Genomic DNA, 18,942 nt, shown 5'->3' with positions numbered 1-18,942 from the left:
CATTAACTGAATACATAGGTTAACGAGGCGAACCGGGGGAACTGAAACATCTAAGTACCCCGAGGAAAAGAAATCAACCGAGATTCCCCCAGTAGCGGCGAGCGAACGGGGAGCAGCCCAGAGTCTGAATCAGCTTGTGTGTTAGTGGAAGCGTCTGGAAAGTCGCACGGTACAGGGTGACAGTCCCGTACACGAAAGCACACAGGTTGTGAACTCGAAGAGTAGGGCGGGACACGTGGTATCCTGTCTGAATATGGGGGGACCATCCTCCAAGGCTAAATACTCCTGACTGACCGATAGTGAACCAGTACCGTGAGGGAAAGGCGAAAAGAACCCCGGCGAGGGGAGTGAAAAAGAACCTGAAACCGTGTACGTACAAGCAGTGGGAGCACCCTTGTGGTGTGACTGCGTACCTTTTGTATAATGGGTCAGCGACTTATATTCTGTAGCAAGGTTAACCGTATAGGGGAGCCGAAGGGAAACCGAGTCTTAACTGGGCGTTAAGTTGCAGGGTATAGACCCGAAACCCGGTGATCTAGCCATGGGCAGGTTGAAGGTTGGGTAACACTAACTGGAGGACCGAACCGACTAATGTTGAAAAATTAGCGGATGACTTGTGGCTGGGGGTGAAAGGCCAATCAAACCGGGAGATAGCTGGTTCTCCCCGAAAGCTATTTAGGTAGCGCCTCGTGAACTCATCTTCGGGGGTAGAGCACTGTTTCGGCTAGGGGGCCATCCCGGCTTACCAACCCGATGCAAACTACGAATACCGAAGAATGTTATCACGGGAGACACACGGCGGGTGCTAACGTCCGTCGTGAAGAGGGAAACAACCCAGACCGCCAGCTAAGGTCCCAAAGTCATGGTTAAGTGGGAAACGATGTGGGAAGGCACAGACAGCCAGGATGTTGGCTTAGAAGCAGCCATCATTTAAAGAAAGCGTAATAGCTCACTGGTCGAGTCGGCCTGCGCGGAAGATGTAACGGGGCTAAACCATGCACCGAAGCTGCGGCAGCGACGCTTAGGCGTTGTTGGGTAGGGGAGCGTTCTGTAAGCCGTTGAAGGTGTGCTGTGAGGCATGCTGGAGGTATCAGAAGTGCGAATGCTGACATAAGTAACGATAAAGCGGGTGAAAAGCCCGCTCGCCGGAAGACCAAGGGTTCCTGTCCAACGTTAATCGGGGCAGGGTGAGTCGACCCCTAAGGCGAGGCCGAAAGGCGTAGTCGATGGGAAACAGGTTAATATTCCTGTACTTGGTGTTACTGCGAAGGGGGGACGGAGAAGGCTATGTTAGCCGGGCGACGGTTGTCCCGGTTTAAGCATGTAGGCGGANTTAACGCTGAGGTGTGATGACGAGGCACTACGGTGCTGAAGTAACAAATGCCCTGCTTCCAGGAAAAGCCTCTAAGCATCAGGTAACATCAAATCGTACCCCAAACCGACACAGGTGGTCAGGTAGAGAATACCAAGGCGCTTGAGAGAACTCGGGTGAAGGAACTAGGCAAAATGGTGCCGTAACTTCGGGAGAAGGCACGCTGATATGTAGGTGAAGCCCCTGCGGGTGGAGCTGAAATCAGTCGAAGATACCAGCTGGCTGCAACTGTTTATTAAAAACACAGCACTGTGCAAACACGAAAGTGGACGTATACGGTGTGACGCCTGCCCGGTGCCGGAAGGTTAATTGATGGGGTTAGCGGCAACGCGAAGCTCTTGATCGAAGCCCCGGTAAACGGCGGCCGTAACTATAACGGTCCTAAGGTAGCGAAATTCCTTGTCGGGTAAGTTCCGACCTGCACGAATGGCGTAATGATGGCCAGGCTGTCTCCACCCGAGACTCAGTGAAATTGAACTCGCTGTGAAGATGCAGTGTACCCGCGGCAAGACGGAAAGACCCCGTGAACCTTTACTATAGCTTGACACTGAACACTGGTCCTTGATGTGTAGGATAGGTGGGAGGCTTTGAAGCGTGGACGCCAGTCTGCGTGGAGCCAACCTTGAAATACCACCCTTTAATGGCTGGTGTTCTAACGTAGACCCGTNATCCGGGTTGCGGACAGTGTCTGGTGGGTAGTTTGACTGGGGCGGTCTCCTCCCAAAGAGTAACGGAGGAGCACGAAGGTTAGCTAATCCTGGTCGGACATCAGGAGGTTAGTGCAATGGCATAAGCTAGCTTGACTGCGAGAGTGACGGCTCGAGCAGGTGCGAAAGCAGGTCATAGTGATCCGGTGGTTCTGAATGGAAGGGCCATCGCTCAACGGATAAAAGGTACTCCGGGGATAACAGGCTGATACCGCCCAAGAGTTCATATCGACGGCGGTGTTTGGCACCTCGATGTCGGCTCATCACATCCTGGGGCTGAAGTAGGTCCCAAGGGTATGGCTGTTCGCCATTTAAAGTGGTACGCGAGCTGGGTTTAGAACGTCGTGAGACAGTTCGGTCCCTATCTGCCGTGGGCGCTGGAGAATTGAGGGGGGCTGCTCCTAGTACGAGAGGACCGGAGTGGACGCATCACTGGTGTTCGGGTTGTCATGCCAATGGCACTGCCCGGTAGCTAAATGCGGAAAAGATAAGTGCTGAAAGCATCTAAGCACGAAACTTGCCCCGAGATGAGTTCTCCCTGACTCCTTGAGAGTCCTGAAGGAACGTTGAAGACTACGACGTTGATAGGTCGGGTGTGTAAGCGCAGCGATGCGTTGAGCTAACCGATACTAATGAACCGTGAGGCTTAACCTTACAACGCCGAAGCTGTTTCGGCGNCTCAGAAGTGAAACGCCGTAGCGCCGATGGTAGTGTGGGGTCTCCCCATGTGAGAGTAGGGAACTGCCAGGCATCAAATTAAGTAGTAAGCCGGTGCATAAATCCGGTGGTTACAGCAGTCTTCGGTGGAGCGGTAGTTCAGTCGGTTAGAATACCTGCCTGTCACGCAGGGGGTCGCGGGTTCGAGTCCCGTCCGTTCCGCCACTTATTAAAAGCCCTGAGCTCACGCTCAGGGCTTTTTTCTTATCTGACGTTTAATTATTGCGAAATTAGCAAAAATCCTCTGCGTTTTGCGATCTTTTTCTCTATAACAACGCCAGCGATAATCTTCCTCAGTTTACGAACATAATGATTGAGGAATAGTATGACTCTCCCTGCATTTGGTCTGGGCACTTTCCGCCTGAAAGACGACGTTGTTATCGCATCTGTTAAAACCGCACTCGAACTGGGTTATCGTGCAGTTGATACGGCACAGATCTATGAAAACGAAGCTGCCGTTGGACAAGCTCTCGAAGAGAGTGGTGTACCGCGTAACGAACTGTTTATCACCACGAAAATCTGGATTGAGAATCTCAGCAAAGATAAGCTGATCCCTAGCCTGAAGGAGAGCCTGAAAAAACTGCGTACTGACTACGTAGATCTGACGCTGATCCACTGGCCATCACCGAATGATACCGTCTCAGTAGAAGAATTCATGCAGGCGCTGCTGGAAGCGAAAAAGCAGGGCTTAACCCGCGAAATTGGGATCTCCAACTTCACCATTCCGCTGATGGAAAAAGCCATTGCTGCTGTTGGCGCAGAAAATATTGCGACTAACCAGATTGAGCTGTCGCCATACCTGCAAAACAGCAAAGTCGTGGACTGGGCAAAACAGCACGGGATCCACATCACCTCCTACATGACGCTGGCCTACGGTAAGGCGCTGAAAGATGAAGTGATTACGCGTATCGCAGAGAAACATAACGCGACTGCTGCGCAGGTCATTCTGGCATGGGCAATGGGTGAAGGTTATGCCGTGATCCCATCATCGACTAAGCGTGAAAACCTGGCCAGCAACCTGTTAGCAGCGGATCTTCATCTGGATGCAGACGATAAAAAAGCGATCGCAGCGCTGGAGTGCAACGATCGCCTGGTAAGCCCGGAAGGTTTAGCTCCTGACTGGGATTAAGTTTGACCCACCCTCTGTAACCTGAACCCTCACACAGCTCCTCCGGGAGCTGTTTTTATATGTTCACTCAGGAAGTCAATAAAGGCACGAATGCGCGTACTTACCGCTCTGTCACTGTAATACACCGCGCTAAAAGGCATTTCGACCGGCAGACGTTTATCGGCCATTAGCTCCACCAGTTCACCCCGGGCTATCTCCTTGTCAATCATATAGTCTGACAAGCAGGCGATACCATTTCCTTCGAGACACAGCTGCTTCAGCGTTTCCCCGCTGTTTGACGATAATCCGCAGGTAATTTCATGAAGTTGACCATCATGACAGGCGACAGGCCAGGTGTTCAGCGACACCGGCTCCGTAAAGCCAAGGCACAGATGCTGCTTCAATTCTTCAACCGTCTCCGGTTTACCATGTTCGGCAATATACTCTGGCGATGCGATAATTTTGCGGTAGCTGGCAAACAGAGGGCGGGCACGCAAGCTTGAATCTGTCAGGGTTCCCGCCCGGATAGCAACATCCACTTTCCGCTCGATGAGGTTGATAAACGTCTCTGAGGAGACCAGCGATAGCGTCATCTCCGGATAGCGTTCGCGGAAAGGTTTGATCAGCGGCATCAGAAAATGGAGCACAACCGGCGTGGCCGCATCAATGCGCAGCAACCCACGCGGCGTGCTGCGGGTCTCCATAATCTCCGTCTCCGCTGCGGCCATCTCCTGCAGTACCGACTGCACGCGGCGGAAGTAACGCTCTCCTTCTTCCGTCAGGCTCAGCTGCCGCGTCGTTCGGTTAAGCAGACTCACTCCAAGCTTCATCTCCAGTTTTTTTACCGAACGGCTGATGGCTGAGTTAGCCTGACCCAGCTGTTCGGCCGCGCGGCTAAAGCTGCCGCTTTCAACGACGGCGACAAAGATTGTCAGCTCTTCCGATGTTGCTTTCATTTTTGCACCACCTGCAAAATTCTATTGAGATTTTGACCATTTTTGTTATTTAAGCACTGGCGCATACTGCCTGTCATCTTAATCCTGATGATACGGAGTATTTTATGCCACTGGCGCTACTTGCCCTGACGATCAGTGCCTTCGCAATTGGCACGACCGAATTTGTTATCGTGGGTCTGGTTCCCACTATTGCTAACCAGCTTGCGATCTCGTTGCCTTCCGCCGGATTGCTGGTGTCTATCTACGCCCTGGGCGTCGCCGTCGGTGCGCCAGTGCTGACGGCCCTGACCGGACGTTTTCCGCGTAAGCAGCTGTTAGTCGCGCTGATGGTGCTGTTCACCGCTGGCAACATTCTGGCCTGGCAGGCGCCGGACTACACCACGCTGGTGATTGCGCGTCTGTTAACCGGCCTTGCACACGGCGTGTTCTTCTCGATTGGTTCCACCATTGCAACCAGCCTGGTGCCCAAAGAGAAAGCGGCTTCAGCGATTGCGATCATGTTTGGTGGACTGACCGTTGCACTCGTTACGGGCGTACCGCTGGGAACGTTTATCGGACAACACTTCGGCTGGCGTGAAACGTTCCTTGCCGTCTCCTTACTGGGTGCCATCGCCCTGGTGACCAGCCTGCTGCTGGTACCGTCGAATATCCCAGGCCGGGCGAGCGCCAGCCTGCGCGATCAGCTGAAGGTGCTCACGCATCCGCGTTTGCTGATTATCTACGCGGTAACTGCATTGGGCTATGGCGGCGTATTCACGGCTTTCACCTTCCTGGCGCCGATGATGCAGGACCTGGCAGGCTTTTCACCTAATGCCGTGAGCTGGATTTTGCTGGGATACGGTATTTCCGTTGCCGTTGGCAATATCTGGGGCGGCAAGCTTGCGGATAAGCATGGCGCGGTACCGGCGCTGAAATTCATCTTCGCCGCCCTGGTGGTTCTGCTGATGATTTTCCAGTTCACGGCTTCGGTACACTACGCCGCGCTGGTCACTGTGCTGGTCATGGGGATCTTTGCCTTTGGTAATGTCCCCGGGCTTCAGGTTTACGTTGTCCAGAAAGCCGAGCTCTATACGCCAAATGCGGTGGATGTGGCGTCCGGTCTGAACATTGCCGCATTTAATATCGGCATTGCGCTGGGCTCCATCATTGGCGGACAAACCGTAGCGCATATTGGATTAGCCCAGACCCCGTGGATTGGCGCGGTGATTGTCCTGGTCGCCTTCCTGCTGATTGGCCTGAGTGGACGTCTCGATAAGCCAGCCAGGGTCGCGCTGGGTTAACATCAGTAAGTGCTTGCTTACAAAACTGGAAAGCGGTTTCTCAGAAATTGCGTTGAAAGTATGACCTAAAGTCCCTATAACATTAGAACCAGTCCGTTTTCCGGGCTGGTTCATGTTACAGAGGCTGTTTCCAAAAGTGCGAAAAAATACCTATGCCATGCGTTATGTTGCCGGAATGCCCGCGGAGAGGATCTTGCCTCCGGGGTCATTCGCGAGCATAAGCCAGGCATTACCCGCCGGCACGCCGTTAAGCAGCGATGAGAAAATCCGTGTACTGGTGTGGAATATCTTTAAGCAGCAGCGTGCTGAATGGTTATCGGTGCTCAAGAATTTTGGAAAAGATGCCCACCTGGTTCTGCTCCAGGAGGCGCAAACCACTCCCGAGCTGGTACGGTTTGCCACCACGAACTATCTTGCCGCCGACCAGGTGCCTGCATTTGTCCTGCCACAACACCCCTCAGGTGTGATGACGCTTTCAGCAGCACATCCGGTCTATTGCTGTCCACTGCGCGAACGTGAACCTATCCTGCGTCTGGCAAAATCGGCGCTGGTGACGGTCTATCCGCTGCCGGATACCCGAATGCTGATGGTCGTGAATATCCATGCGGTAAATTTCAGTCTGGGCGTGGATGTCTACAGTAAGCAGTTACTTCCGATCGGCGATCAGATTGCCCATCACAGCGGGCCCATCATTATGGCCGGTGATTTCAATGCCTGGAGCCGTCCGCGCATGAATGCGCTGTATCGCTTTGCGCGCGAAATGTCGCTGCGTGAAGTTCGTTTTAGCGATGACCAGCGCAAAAAAGCCTTTGGTCGTCCTCTCGATTTTGTCTTCTATCGTGGTTTGAGCGTGCACGACGCCTCGGTTCTGGTGACGCGCGCCTCGGATCATAATCCTCTACTAGTCGAATTCAGTCCCGGCAAACCTGATAAATAATGGTGTGTCAGGTCTGCCGTGGGGCAGGCCTGTGCGGGTGCTGCCCTTTATTTTTCACTCACAAAGGACAGTACGATGACAACAACACGCTCCCATCATGACAACGTAGAAAAACAGTTTGGTTCTCAGGCAAGTGCCTATCTGAGCAGCGCCGTGCATGCTTCTGGCCGCGATCTGGTGCGTCTCGGTGAACGTCTGGCGGCGTTCCCGCAGGCACACGTGCTGGATTTAGGCTGCGGGGCAGGGCATGCCAGCTTTACCGCTGCGCAGCGGGTCGCGCACGTTACCGCGTATGACTTATCCAGCCAGATGCTGGACGTCGTTGCCGGGGCGGCAAAAGCGAAAGGGCTGAACAACATCAATACGCGCCAGGGCTATGCCGAATCCTTACCGTTCGATGATGCATCGTTTGAGGTGGTGATCAGCCGTTATTCCGCGCACCACTGGCACGATGTCGGCCAGGCATTGCGCGAGGTCAAACGTGTTCTGAAGCCGGGCGGCACCTTCATCATTATGGATGTGATGTCTCCCGGACACCCGGTGCGCAATATCTGGCTGCAGACGGTAGAAGCGCTGCGCGATACCTCGCACGTGCAAAATTACGCCAGCGGAGAGTGGTTGTCGCTTATCACTGAAGCGGGGCTGATCGCGCGCGCGTTGATTACCGATCGCTTACCGCTGGAGTTCAGCTCCTGGATCGCGCGTATGCGCACCCCGGAAGCATTGAGCCAGGCGATCAGACTGTATCAGGAGAGTGCGTCCGCGGAGGTAAAGGCGTACTTTGAACTGCAGGACGATGGCTCGTTTACCAGCGATACCATCATGGCTGAAGCGCAAAAAGCGGAATAAACAAAAAAGGCACCGAGGGGAATCGGTGCCTTTTTATCTTTCGATCGTGCTATCAGGAGTCTGGCGTCGCGCTGTTCTTCACAAACAGCGTCAGCTGGTCGCCAGGTTTCAGATTGTCAGTATCATTGTTCCAGCGCATCACATCCTTGATGTTCACGCCGTGCCGTTTTGCGATACTGGACAGTGAATCGCCCTTGCGTACGCGATAGGTAATGCTATCGCTGTTGCTGGCGAGACGCTGTGCGCTGCTACCTGCACCTACCGTCAGAGTCTGACCCACTTTCAGGCCGGAACTGCGCAGATTATTCCACTGCTGCAGATCTTTCGCATTCACGCCAAGACGTGACGCGATGCCCGAAAGCGTATCACCTGAACGAACCTTATAGCTGCGGCTGTTAACTGATGATGCATCCGCGATCAGCGTTGACTGAACGGCGGCGATTTCACCAGAAGCTAAAGACTCACGTAACTGCTCGGCATGTTTCTGCGGAACCATTACATACTGCGGGCCACTTGCCCCCAGGGTTGAGCCTTTAACGCCAGCATTAAAGGTTTTCAATTTACTTACCGACATACCCGTCATATCAGCAACCTGTTGAATATCAACTGGATTGCTGAGGCGAACACGCGCCAGTGCACGACTTTCGTCTGGTGTTGGCAGTTGTACACCGTAACGCTTGCTGTTCTTGAGAATATCGCTCAATGCCAGCATTTTCGGTACGTAAATCTTTGTTTCCTGTGGCAGTGAGAGCGACCAAAAATCGGTGGATTTACCCCGTGCTTTATTCGCTTTCATTGCCTTCAGTACACGACCTTCGCCACTATTATACGCTGCGACCGTTAACAGCCAGTCGCCGTCAAACATCTTGTTCAGACGTTGCATCATGTCGAGAGCGGCTGTCGTTGAAGCGACAACATCGCGACGCGCATCATAGTTGCGGGTCTGTTTCAGACCATAGTTTCGCCCGGTGCTCGGAATGATCTGCCAAATGCCTGCGGCATTGGCGCCAGACGTCGCGTGTGGGTCAAAAGCGCTCTCCACTATGGGTAGGAGTACCAGCTCCATAGGCATGTTACGTTTCTTAACTTGCCCGGCTATCCAGTACATATACGGCTCTGCCCGTAACGTTACATCGTGGAGATAGCTCTTATTACTTAAATACTTCTGTTTCTGTTCGCGAATCCGGGGATTTTCCGGAATTCCCATCTTTAGCTCGTCGCCAATAGAGGTCCACAAGTCTTGATCCTGCGCGTAAGATGTTCCATCGTCCATCCAGCGCGCCGAACTTGCAAACTTCCCTGCTTCCCCTTGACCAGCTGCAGAAAGGCTCTGTGCGTGCTGTTGTACGTTGCTGCCGTTTTGCGACTGGCAACCTACAAGCAGGACAGAGGCGAGTAATATCGCTTTTGCCTTCATGTGTGTGTCAATAGTTGCTTAAAAGACGAGCGATGATAACGGCGAAATTTTGAAAAGGCAACCCGCAATTATCTGAAGTTATCTTTCTTTGACCTTAACCATGCAAATCGCTGTTCTGGTTGTTGCATATTTGTTTCTTGGTTAATTTTATTAATTAAATCAATATCATCTGTGCGTAAAAATAAATTAATTTGGCGCTCATTTTTCAGAATTACGGGGAGTGTTTTTTGGTTTTTTGCACGTAACTCCTTCACTTTGTGATAATAATCCTGAATCGCTCGATCCTCGGGTAAGAGGCTCACTGCAAACTTCATATTTCCTAATGTATACTCATGGGCGCAACAAATGAGCGTCTCATCGGGTAGCGCGTTAATCTTCTGTAAAGACTGATACATTTGAGCTGGCGTGCCTTCAAACAGTCTTCCGCAGCCTCCGGAGAAGAGCGTATCGCCGCAAAAAAGATAAGGCTTACTGTAGAAACACAGATGTCCCAAAGTGTGACCCGGTGTGGCAAATACGGAAAACTCCCACTCGCGTATGAGGATATTTTCGCCTTCTTCGACTACATGCGTGATTCCCTTATCTTGTGCCTCTGCCGGTCCGTAAACCACAAGATGCGGAAAATGAGCGCGCAGTTCAGGCACGCCGCCAGTGTGATCGTTATGATGATGCGTCAACAGAATGGCTTCTGGCTGCCAGCCGTTCTCTTTTACGGCGTGCAGTACAGGGGCGGATTCTCCGGGATCGACAATGATGCAGCGGCGATCGTCGTCAACCAAAACCCAGATGTAATTGTCCTGAAACGCTGGAATACTGATAAGATTCATACATTACCTCTTAGAGCGTGGCGGGTGTTTTGATGAAACCGGCAAGGATACCTCAGACTGTCGCAGCACCGGAACGTTGGGCGGAATTGCCCTGGGGTGAATACTATCGCGAAGCGTTAGAACAGCAGCTGAAGCCCTGGCTCGCGAAAATGTATGGCTTTCACCTGCTTAAGATTGGCAATCTCAGCGCGGAAATCAATACCGAAAGCTGCGCTATCTCGCATCAGGTTAACGTCTCTCTCGGCGGATCGCCGGTTCAGGTGAAAGCAGACCCGCTGCATCTGCCGTTTGCGGAAAAATCCGTCGATGCATGTTTGCTCGCACATACGCTACCCTGGTGCAGCGATCCGCATCGTCTGCTTCGCGAAGCCGATCGCGTGCTGATTGATGACGGCTGGCTGGTACTTAGCGGATTCAATCCGCTAAGCCTGATGGGCCTGCGTAAGCTGGTACCGGTGCTACGCCGGACTCCACCTTACAACAGCCGGATGTTCACCATGATGCGTCAGCTCGACTGGCTTTCACTGCTGAATTTTGAAGTGCTCTGCTACGGCGGTTTTCAGGTGCTGCCGTGGGCGAGGCTGGGGGGCGTGGTACTGAGCACCCATCTCCCCGCGTTGGGCTGTTTGCAGTTTATCGTTGCGCGTAAGCGAACCATTCCTCTTACGCTTAACCCCATGAAGCAGAGCAAGTCGAAAACGCCCATCCGCCAGACCGTGGGCGCCACGCGGCAGTACAAAAAAACCGATTAGGCGTCGGGCTGATAGCCCGCATCTTCATGTGCGGGATTGGATGCCGCAGCACGCGCCAGTTCGTCGCAGCGTTCGTTTTCCGGGTGGCCTGCGTGGCCTTTAACCCACTCCCACTTAATCTGGTGCTGGCCCAGCGCAGCATCAAGACGTTTCCAGAGATCGACGTTCTTGACCGGCTTCTTATCGGCGGTCTTCCAGCCGCGTTTTTTCCAGTTATGGATCCACTGGGTGATCCCCTGACGCACGTACTGACTGTCGGTGCTTAGCACCACGTCACAATGTTCTTTTAACGCCTCCAGCGCCACGATGGCCGCCATCAACTCCATCCGGTTGTTGGTGGTCAGAAAATAGCCTTCGCTAAAGGTTTTTTCGTGCTGGCGATAGCGCATAATCGCGCCGTAGCCGCCGGGTCCTGGGTTACCGAGACAAGATCCATCGGTGAAAATTTCTACCTGTTTACGCATCTCTGGTAGACTTCCTGTATTCGAAACGTTCAGTTAAACGATAAGTCTGACATAAATGACCGCTATGAGCACTGCAATTACTCGCCAGATTGTCCTCGATACCGAAACCACCGGTATGAACCAGATCGGCGCGCACTACGAAGGGCATAAGATCATCGAGATCGGTGCCGTTGAAGTGGTGAACCGTCGTCTTACGGGGAACAACTTCCACGTCTACCTCAAACCCGATCGGCTGGTGGATCCGGAAGCGTTCGGCGTTCACGGGATTGCCGATGAGTTCTTGCTGGATAAGCCGACTTTTGCGGATGTCGCTGACGAGTTCCTGGAATACATCAAGGGCGCCGAGCTTGTCATCCATAACGCATCGTTCGATATCGGCTTTATGGATTATGAATTCAGCAAGCTTAATCGTGATATTCCGAAGACGAACACCTTCTGTAAGGTGACGGACAGCCTGGCGCTGGCAAGGAAGATGTTCCCCGGCAAGCGTAACAGCCTGGATGCACTCTGCTCGCGCTACGAGATAGACAATACCAAGCGAACGCTCCACGGGGCGTTGCTCGATGCCCAGATCCTGGCCGATGTCTATCTGACGATGACCGGCGGGCAGACGTCAATGAAGTTCAGTATGGAAAATGAATCCCAGCAGACGCAAGGCGAAGCGGGCATTCAGCGTGTTGTCCGTCAGGCCAGTCGGTTGCGGGTTATTTTAGCCAGTGACGAAGAGCTTCTTAACCACGAATCCCGGCTTGATCTGGTCCAGAAGAAGGGCGGCAGCTGTTTGTGGCGCGCCTGAAAAAATGCCTTAATGCCTGTAAAATCATCGTTTGGGCGATTTTTGCAGCAAACGATTCAAAACTTGAGAAAAAGCGTTGACGAGATCGGAGGCGCACCGTAATATGCGCCTCGTTCCCCAAACGGGAACAGTGGAGCGGTAGTTCAGTCGGTTAGAATACCTGCCTGTCACGCAGGGGGTCGCGGGTTCGAGTCCCGTCCGTTCCGCCACTATTCAGAAAGCCTGAATCAGAAATGATTCAGGCTTTCGTCGTTTCAGCCTTCAGTAATCTCATTCTCTCTCTTATCGTTAACAAAAAGTTAATACTCATAGTGCAATTTATTAACAATTGCACGGATATAGTGCATTATTTGCACTGTAATTGTGCATTTCTCCATCACTCCTCTCTTCGCACCTCATTCAGAATGTTTCTTTCTGTAAAAATAATTCACGCAGAATCATCTGGTTATCTCCTGCTTTCCAAAAATATACCGAACCAATTGCGTATTGGTTTGGTTATTGCTTAATCATTAGCACGATAAGCTTCATTCCATATCAATAACTTATCGTTAATAAAAATAAAGTCATGATGAAAGCGAGCGAACCAATATGGAAAAACCGTCACGGTTTCTGGCCAATTCCAGCACCGCGCTTGAGCAGTTGCGCGGGCTTATCAACCAGCATGAGTCAACACCAGGCATACCGCTGCCCACGGAACGTGAGCTGTCGGACACTCTCGGCGTAGGACGACGTGAAGTGCGTCGTGCGCTGGACGTGCTGGAAGAAGAGGGGCGCATCTGGCGTAAGCAGGGCAAAGGGACCTTTATTGGCCCGGCGGCACCTGTTGAACCGCTGGCCCTTCAGGGATTGGTTCAGCAAACCAACCTTCTGGAAGTGATGGAAGCTCGTCTGCAGCTCGAACCCGGCTTAGCCCGGCTTGCGGCACTGCGTGCCACCAGGGAAAACCTCGCGCTCATGCAGCGCATGCTGGAACGCATCGACAAGGTCAGCCCGGACGACCGCGATCTCAACGAACTCTGGGACAGCGCCTTTCACCGGGCGATTGCCGAGGCGGCGGGCAACCGTCTGATGCTCGGCCTGTTTGATGCCATTGATGCCGTGCGGCGCGAACCGGGCTGGCAGCATCTGCGCGAGCTGGCACGCACCCCCGAACGTGTCGACAGCTATAACGACCACCACCATAAGATCATGTCTGCGATTATCCATCGCCAGCCTAATGAAGCCGCGGCCGCCATGCGTGAACACCTGCTCAGCCTGCAAACCGCCCTGATTCAGGCGATTCACCTTGAGGACGACTTCACGCCATGACGACAATACCCTTTAAGGACGCCGCGCCCGTATTGCGGGTGCAAAACCTCAACGTTACGTTTGCTGGCTCGCCGGTTAGCGTGCTTGATGGTATCTCGCTGACCGTCAGGGCGGGCGAAACGCTGGCGCTGGTGGGGGAGTCCGGCTGCGGGAAAAGTATCACCTCCCTGGCGCTGATGGGATTACTGCCCGCCAGCGCGCAGATTGTCAGCGGTGAGATGCAGTTTCGCCGCCACAATCTGCGAAAGCTCTCACCGCGGGAGTATGCCGATCTGCGCGGCAGCGAGCTGGCGATGATTTTCCAGGAGCCGATGACCTCGCTCAATCCGGCGTTCACGCTGGGGGATCAGCTGAGCGAAGCGGCCATGCGGCACCAGAACGTCTCGCGCGCAGAGGCGATGAAGGTCGCGCTGCAGATCCTCGAGAAGGTGCAGATCCCGGCGGCAGAGATGCGCCTGAAAGCATATCCCCACCAGCTTTCCGGCGGCATGCGCCAGCGCGTGATGATTGCGATGGCGTTGATTAACCACCCCAAACTGCTGATTGCCGACGAGCCGACCACAGCGCTCGACGTCACCATCCAGGCGCAAATCCTCGCCTTGCTCAACGCCTTAAAAGAGGAAACCGGCACGGCGGTGCTGATGATCACCCACGATTTAGGCGTGGTGGCAGAAGTCGCCCAGCAGGTCGCGGTGATGTATGCCGGGCAGGTGGTGGAGCAGGGGAGCGTGGAGGCAATATTCGCCGACCCGCAGCACCCGTACACCATCGGCCTGATGGGGTCGATCCCCTCGCTGGGCGCACGCAAGGGCCAGCTCTCCACCATTCCCGGCGCGGTCCCGCTCCCGGAATCCATGCCGAAAGGCTGCCGTTTTGCCACCCGCTGCCCGTTTGCGCAGTCGCGCTGCCATGATGAAAAACCGCCGCTCACCGCGCTCGGCGCGGGCCATCAGGTCGCCTGCTTCCGCGTGCCGCTCGAACACCACATTGCCCTGGGAGAGACCGCATGACCACGCCCATTCTTGAAGCCCGTGACCTCAGCAAGCTTTTCCCCGGCCCCAAAAAACTCTTTACCCCGGCACGGTTTGTCACCGCGGTCGATCGCGTTTCGCTTGCCGTAATGCCGGGCGAAACGCTGGCGATCGTCGGCGAGTCCGGCTCCGGCAAATCTACGCTCGGCCGCCTGCTGCTGCGCCTGCTGGCCGCCAGCGAAGGGCGCGTGTTCTATCAGGGGGAAGAGATCACGCATGCATCGGGTGCGCGCCTCAATCAGCTCCGGCGCGAGCTGCAGATTATCTTCCAGGATCCCTTCGCCTCGCTCAACCCGCGCATGACGGTGGAGCAGATCGTCGGGGAGCCGCTGTGGCTGCACCAGAACATGAAAAAGGCGGATCGCCAGTATCGCGTTGCCGAGCTGCTTAAAACCGTGGGCCTGCCTGCCGCCTGGGCCGGGCGCTATCCGCACGAGTTTTCCGGCGGGCAGCGCCAGCGTATCGGCATTGCGCGCGCGCTGGCCTCGGGACCGAAGCTGCTGCTGGGGGACGAGCCGGTATCCGCGCTGGACGTCTCCGTTCAGGCGCAGGTGGTTAACCTGCTGGAGAGCCTGAAGCACCAGCTGGGGCTGACGATGGTGATTGTCGCTCACGGCCTGACGGTGATCCGCCATATGAGCGACCGTGTGGCGGTCATGTATCTCGGACAAATCGTCGAGCTTGCCACCGTCGACGAGATTTTTGACGCGCCGCTGCACCCCTATACGCAGGCATTGATCGCCTCGGCACCGCAGATGCAGCCGGGCGTTGAACGCGACGCGCCGCTGCTGCAGGGGGATCTGCCCAACCCGGCCAGCCCGCCGTCCGGCTGCCGTTTCCACACCCGCTGCCCGTACGTCACCGATGAATGCCGCCAGGTTGAGCCGATCAATCAGGTGCTCGACGGCGGGCGTCAGGTTGCCTGTCATCGCTGGCAGGAGATCAACCGCGATCGCAGCGTTATTCAGATCGCACCGCCATCCGCCGCCTTTCTGCGCCGCCGCGCGCTGTTTGAACACGCGGCCACTCACTCGTCCCTTCCTTCAAGGAACTCATGATAATGACAATGCGTAATTCTCTTTTGACCGTACTGGGAAGTGTTATGTTGCTTGGCGCGGCGCTGCCCGCCCATTCTGAAAGCGTGCTGCGAATCGGCCTGGGCGCTGACCCGGACATGCTCGACCCGCATCTGGCGCGCACCTACTATGGCCGCTTCGTCTTTGCCTCCCTGTGCGACAGGCTGGTGGACGTGGATGAAAACCTGAAGGTCGTCCCCGGCCTGGCTAAAGACTGGGCGTGGAGCGAGGACGGTAAAACCCTGACGCTCAATCTGCGCGAAGGCGTCACCTTCCACGACGGTGAGAAATTCGATGCCGCCGCGGCAAAATACAACCTCGACCGAGCCCTGACCCTGAAAGGCTCCCTGCGTAAGAGCGAGATCTCCTCCGTTGAATCGGTCGAGGTCACCGGCCCGATGCAGATTGCGCTGCACCTGAAGACCCCCGATGCCGCGCTGCTGATGCATCTCACCGACCGCGCGGGCGCGATGATGGCCCCCGAGGCGGCGAAAAAGCCTGACTTTGCCGCCCACCCGGTCTGTTCCGGCCCGTACAAGTTTGACAGCCGCGTGTCGCAGGACCGCATCGTTCTGACCCGTTTCGACAACTACTGGAACAAAGACGCCTACCACTTCGACAAAATCATCTATCTGCCGATCCCGGATGCCTCCGTGCGCCTCGCGAACCTGCGCGCGGGCGATCTCGACCTGACCGAAGGCATCGCCGCCAGCGACGTTAAAACGGTCGAAGCCGACAGCAAGCTGGCGCTGGCGAAGGTAACCGGTCTCGGCTATCAGGGCATTACCTTCAACATCAACAACGGCAAGGTGCCGGCCAACGATCCGTTCAAGGACGCCCGCGTGCGCGAGGCGTTTTCTCAGGCCATCGACCGCGATGCGTTAAATCAGGTGGTCTTTGAAGGGCTCTACACCCCGGCCAACCAGGCGTTTTCCCCGGTCAGCCCGTATCACGTTAACCTGCCGGTTCCGCCGCGTGACGTCGACAAAGCCAAAGCGCTGCTGAAGGCGGCAGGCGTCACCGCGCCGCTGACCGTCAACCTGCTGGTGCCGAACAACCCAACCTCGCAGCAGGTGGGCCAGGTATTGCAGGCGATGGTCGCCGAGGCCGGATTTAACCTGAACCTGCAGATGACCGAATTCGCCACGCTGCTCGACCGCCAGCAGAGCGGCGACTATCAACTGAGCTTCTCCGGCTGGTCGGGACGCCCGGATCCGGACGGCAGCATCTACGGCTTTATCAACAGCAAAGGCACCCTTAACGACGGCCGCTACAGCAACGCGCAGGTCGATGAGTGGCTGACCCAGGCGCGCCAGAGCACCGACCAGGCCGCACGCCAGCCGCTGTACGACAAGGTGGTGAAGCAGCTGCAAACCGACATGCCGATTGCCTACCTCTACTTCGAGCCGCGCATTTTCGGGCTGAACAAAAGCGTGCAGGGCTTTAAGCCGTACCCGGACGGCATCGTGCGTCTGGCGGGTTTGACGCTGGCGAAATAAAGGTCCCGAGGAGAACCCATGCTGGAACTGATTTGCAAACGTCTGCTGCTGGCTATACCAACCCTGCTACTGGTGAGCATGATGGTGTTCGGGCTGCAAAAGCTGCTGCCCGGCGACCCGCTGATTGCCATGGCCGGGGAGGAGCGCGACCCGGCGGTCATCGCCCAGCTGCGCGCGGAGCTGAACCTCGATGCGCCAATCCCCGTGCAGTATTTCCACTGGCTGACGCGCGCGCTGCAGGGCGATCTGGGCGTCTCCTTACGCACGCACGAACCGGTGACGCAGCTGATCGCCAGCAAGCTGCCGGTCACGCTGGAGCTGTCTCTGCTGGCGATGATTATCGCGCTGGTGTTTGGCATCAGCATGGGGATCCTCGCGGCGGTGAACAAAAATAGCTGGATCGATCACGGGGCGAATTTCGTGGCGATCTCGGGGATCTCGATCCCGCACTTCTGGCTGGGGATCCTGCTGATTCTGGTCTTTTCGGTGAACCTGCAGTGGCTGCCCGCGTCCGGCTACGTGCCGTTCAGTGAAGATCCGCTCCAGAACCTGCGCACGCTGCTGCTGCCCGCGTCCGTGCTCGGAACGGGCCTCGCGGCGACGCTGATGCGCCATACCCGCGCCTCGATGATTGCGGTCCTGAAGGCGGATTACATCCGCACCGCGCGCGCTAAGGGGCTGCTGCCGAAGGCGGTGATCCTGAAGCACGCGTTTCGCAACGCGCTGGTGCCGGTCATCACCCTCACCACGCTGCTGTTCGGCGAGCTGCTGGGCGGCGCGGTGCTGACCGAGCAGGTCTTCACCATTCCGGGCTTCGGCAAGATGATCGTCGACTCGGTATTTAACCGTGACTACGCGGTGGTGCAGGGCGTGGTGCTGATCGTGGCGATCGGCTTCCTGATGCTCAACCTGCTGGCCGACGTGCTCTACGTCCTTATCAACCCGAAAATGCGAGGTTAACCATGGCGGAACTGACGACGCAAACCGTTACGCCCGCGCTGCCGCGTGCGCAGAACCGGGTGCTGAAGAAATTCCTTGCCAACAAAAGTGCGGTGATTGGCGCGGTGGTGGTGGGATTCTTTGTGCTGGTGGCGCTGCTGGCGCCGTGGATTGCCCCGTTCGACCCGGTCAAAGCCAACTTCCTGGCGGTGCGCAAAGCGCCGTCGGCGATGTACTGGTTCGGCACCGACGAGCTGGGGCGCGACATTTTATCCCGCATTATCTGGGGGGCTCGCACCTCGCTGATGGCAGGTTGTATGTCTGTGGTGATTGCCGTGGTCATCGGCGTGCCGCTGGGGCTGGTGGCGGGTTACTTCCAGAAGATGTGGGACGGCGTGATCTCGCGGTTTATCGAGGCGCTGCTGGCCTGTCCGTTCCTGATCATGGCGATCGCGCTGGGGGCATTTTTGGGTCCGAGCCTGACCAACGCCATGATTGCCATCGGTCTTTCGGCGATGCCGATCTTCGCCCGCCTGACGCGCGGGCAGGTGATCGCCATTCGCAACGAAGAGTACATCGACGGCGCGCGGGCGATTGGCCTGCCGGACCGCTGGATCATCATCAAATACGTCCTGCCAAACGTGATGTCGCCGATCCTGGTGCAGGCCACGCTGGCCATCGCCTCGGCAATTATCGCCGAAGCCAGCCTGTCGTTTTTGGGGCTGGGGCAGCAGCCGCCCAATCCTTCCTGGGGCTCTATGCTCAACACCGCGAAAGGGTTTCTGGAGCAGGCGCCGTGGATGTCCGTTTTCCCCGGCGTGGCGATTTTCCTTGCCGTGCAGGGCTTTAATTTACTCGGTGACGGGCTGCGCGATGCGCTCGATCCGCGCCACGACTAAGGAGTCAT

16 protein-coding genes, 2 tRNA genes and 1 other annotated feature (1 of these 19 only partly in view) are annotated in these 18,942 nt (G+C 55.8%); of the genes, 14 read left to right on the top strand and 4 right to left on the bottom strand.

Features of this window, described 5'->3' with window-relative positions; genetic code table 11:
• Positions 1-2,733 (top strand) — a sequence feature (most likely nonfunctional fraction of RNA operon); it begins 1,658 nt to the left of the window's first position.
• A 151-nt stretch (positions 2,734-2,884) separates the two neighbouring features.
• Positions 2,885-2,961: transfer RNA gene (locus HCH49_RS12255), tRNA-Asp, on the top strand.
• Positions 2,962-3,121: 160 nt separating this feature from the next.
• Positions 3,122-3,925, top strand: a complete 804-nt coding sequence (dkgB, locus tag HCH49_RS12250; RefSeq protein WP_221702748.1) for a 2,5-didehydrogluconate reductase DkgB — start codon at positions 3,122-3,124, stop codon at positions 3,923-3,925.
• Between the two features lie 29 nt (positions 3,926-3,954).
• On the opposite strand, the gene yafC is transcribed toward dkgB, so the two are convergent.
• The gene (yafC, locus tag HCH49_RS12245; protein WP_033144685.1) at positions 3,955-4,860 is read right to left on the bottom strand and encodes a DNA-binding transcriptional regulator YafC; all 906 of its coding nucleotides are present in this window, start codon (positions 4,858-4,860) and stop codon (positions 3,955-3,957) included.
• A 104-nt stretch (positions 4,861-4,964) separates the two neighbouring features.
• Between yafC and HCH49_RS12240 the strand changes: the two genes are divergently transcribed.
• The 3 genes from HCH49_RS12240 to HCH49_RS12230 all read left to right on the top strand — a co-directional run bounded on the left by HCH49_RS12240 (position 4,965) and on the right by HCH49_RS12230 (position 7,926).
• A complete protein-coding gene (locus HCH49_RS12240; protein WP_058842167.1) occupies positions 4,965-6,140 on the top strand; it encodes an MFS transporter in 1,176 nt (391 codons plus the stop codon).
• Positions 6,141-6,276: 136 nt separating this feature from the next.
• A complete protein-coding gene (locus tag HCH49_RS12235; RefSeq protein WP_024909448.1) occupies positions 6,277-7,077 on the top strand; it encodes an endonuclease/exonuclease/phosphatase family protein in 801 nt (266 codons plus the stop codon).
• 75 nt (positions 7,078-7,152) lie between these two features.
• Positions 7,153-7,926, top strand: coding sequence for a class I SAM-dependent methyltransferase (locus HCH49_RS12230; protein WP_033144687.1), 774 nt, complete (start codon positions 7,153-7,155; stop codon positions 7,924-7,926).
• A gap of 52 nt (positions 7,927-7,978) precedes the next feature.
• Here the strand turns inward: HCH49_RS12230 and mltD are convergent, their stop codons facing one another.
• Together mltD and gloB are read right to left on the bottom strand one after the other, a co-directional pair.
• Positions 7,979-9,343, bottom strand: coding sequence for a murein transglycosylase D (mltD, locus tag HCH49_RS12225; RefSeq protein WP_032661729.1), 1,365 nt, complete (start codon positions 9,341-9,343; stop codon positions 7,979-7,981).
• A 68-nt stretch (positions 9,344-9,411) separates the two neighbouring features.
• Entirely contained in the window at positions 9,412-10,170 is a 759-nt protein-coding gene (gene gloB, locus HCH49_RS12220) for a hydroxyacylglutathione hydrolase (RefSeq protein WP_221702747.1), read from the bottom strand.
• Positions 10,171-10,202: 32 nt separating this feature from the next.
• On the opposite strand from gloB, the gene HCH49_RS12215 reads away from it, so the two are divergent.
• Positions 10,203-10,922 (top strand): class I SAM-dependent methyltransferase, encoded by a 720-nt coding sequence (locus tag HCH49_RS12215; RefSeq protein WP_221702746.1) that lies wholly within the window; start codon positions 10,203-10,205, stop codon positions 10,920-10,922.
• Here HCH49_RS12215 and rnhA read toward each other — a convergent pair.
• Positions 10,919-11,386: a ribonuclease HI gene (gene rnhA / locus HCH49_RS12210; protein ID WP_023310485.1), complete on the bottom strand. Its 468-nt coding sequence runs from the start codon at positions 11,384-11,386 to the stop codon at positions 10,919-10,921. The two genes, HCH49_RS12215 and rnhA, sit on opposite strands and share 4 nt — an antisense overlap.
• Positions 11,387-11,450: 64 nt before the next feature.
• Here rnhA and dnaQ point away from each other — a divergent pair, with 64 nt between their 5' ends.
• From dnaQ to HCH49_RS12170, 8 genes are all read left to right on the top strand, one after another.
• A complete protein-coding gene (gene dnaQ / locus HCH49_RS12205; protein ID WP_055703371.1) occupies positions 11,451-12,182 on the top strand; it encodes a DNA polymerase III subunit epsilon in 732 nt (243 codons plus the stop codon).
• A gap of 132 nt (positions 12,183-12,314) precedes the next feature.
• Positions 12,315-12,391: transfer RNA gene (locus HCH49_RS12200), tRNA-Asp, on the top strand.
• Between the two features lie 379 nt (positions 12,392-12,770).
• Positions 12,771-13,490 carry a FadR/GntR family transcriptional regulator gene (locus tag HCH49_RS12195; protein WP_023334601.1) on the top strand — a complete coding sequence of 240 codons (720 nt, stop codon included), beginning with the start codon at positions 12,771-12,773 and terminating at the stop codon, positions 13,488-13,490.
• Positions 13,487-14,500, top strand: a complete 1,014-nt coding sequence (locus tag HCH49_RS12190; protein ID WP_221702745.1) for an ABC transporter ATP-binding protein — start codon at positions 13,487-13,489, stop codon at positions 14,498-14,500. Before HCH49_RS12195 ends, HCH49_RS12190 begins: the two co-directional genes overlap by 4 nt.
• On the top strand, positions 14,497-15,579 hold the full coding sequence (locus HCH49_RS12185) for an ABC transporter ATP-binding protein (RefSeq protein WP_221702744.1): 1,083 nt from the start codon (positions 14,497-14,499) through the stop codon (positions 15,577-15,579). The genes HCH49_RS12190 and HCH49_RS12185 overlap by 4 nt, the downstream gene beginning before the upstream one ends.
• Before the next feature lie 2 nt (positions 15,580-15,581).
• A complete protein-coding gene (locus tag HCH49_RS12180; RefSeq protein WP_221702743.1) occupies positions 15,582-17,096 on the top strand; it encodes an ABC transporter substrate-binding protein in 1,515 nt (504 codons plus the stop codon).
• A gap of 18 nt (positions 17,097-17,114) precedes the next feature.
• Positions 17,115-18,056, top strand: coding sequence for an ABC transporter permease (locus HCH49_RS12175; RefSeq protein ID WP_221702742.1), 942 nt, complete (start codon positions 17,115-17,117; stop codon positions 18,054-18,056).
• A 2-nt stretch (positions 18,057-18,058) separates the two neighbouring features.
• Positions 18,059-18,934 (top strand): ABC transporter permease, encoded by an 876-nt coding sequence (locus HCH49_RS12170; protein ID WP_029739694.1) that lies wholly within the window; start codon positions 18,059-18,061, stop codon positions 18,932-18,934.
• Positions 18,935-18,942: the final 8 nt, after the last annotated feature.

The sequence above is a fragment of the Enterobacter sp. Y17 genome (assembly GCF_019730495.1).
Taxonomy (GTDB): domain Bacteria; phylum Pseudomonadota; class Gammaproteobacteria; order Enterobacterales; family Enterobacteriaceae; genus Enterobacter; species Enterobacter asburiae_B.
Note: the sequence above shows the minus strand (reverse complement) of the source record. Positions and strands in the feature narration are given on the sequence as shown.

Coding starts and splice junctions, on each gene's coding strand:
- HCH49_RS12170 (WP_029739694.1), top strand. CDS start 18,059: ATGGCGGAACTGACGACGCAAACCGTTACGCCCGCGCTGCCGCGTGCG.
- gloB (WP_221702747.1), bottom strand. CDS start 10,170: ATGAATCTTATCAGTATTCCAGCGTTTCAGGACAATTACATCTGGGTT.
- dkgB (WP_221702748.1), top strand. CDS start 3,122: ATGACTCTCCCTGCATTTGGTCTGGGCACTTTCCGCCTGAAAGACGAC.
- HCH49_RS12180 (WP_221702743.1), top strand. CDS start 15,582: ATGACAATGCGTAATTCTCTTTTGACCGTACTGGGAAGTGTTATGTTG.
- HCH49_RS12185 (WP_221702744.1), top strand. CDS start 14,497: ATGACCACGCCCATTCTTGAAGCCCGTGACCTCAGCAAGCTTTTCCCC.
- HCH49_RS12215 (WP_221702746.1), top strand. CDS start 10,203: ATGAAACCGGCAAGGATACCTCAGACTGTCGCAGCACCGGAACGTTGG.
- dnaQ (WP_055703371.1), top strand. CDS start 11,451: ATGAGCACTGCAATTACTCGCCAGATTGTCCTCGATACCGAAACCACC.
- yafC (WP_033144685.1), bottom strand. CDS start 4,860: ATGAAAGCAACATCGGAAGAGCTGACAATCTTTGTCGCCGTCGTTGAA.
- HCH49_RS12230 (WP_033144687.1), top strand. CDS start 7,153: ATGACAACAACACGCTCCCATCATGACAACGTAGAAAAACAGTTTGGT.
- rnhA (WP_023310485.1), bottom strand. CDS start 11,386: ATGCGTAAACAGGTAGAAATTTTCACCGATGGATCTTGTCTCGGTAAC.
- HCH49_RS12190 (WP_221702745.1), top strand. CDS start 13,487: ATGACGACAATACCCTTTAAGGACGCCGCGCCCGTATTGCGGGTGCAA.
- mltD (WP_032661729.1), bottom strand. CDS start 9,343: ATGAAGGCAAAAGCGATATTACTCGCCTCTGTCCTGCTTGTAGGTTGC.
- HCH49_RS12240 (WP_058842167.1), top strand. CDS start 4,965: ATGCCACTGGCGCTACTTGCCCTGACGATCAGTGCCTTCGCAATTGGC.
- HCH49_RS12175 (WP_221702742.1), top strand. CDS start 17,115: ATGCTGGAACTGATTTGCAAACGTCTGCTGCTGGCTATACCAACCCTG.
- HCH49_RS12195 (WP_023334601.1), top strand. CDS start 12,771: ATGGAAAAACCGTCACGGTTTCTGGCCAATTCCAGCACCGCGCTTGAG.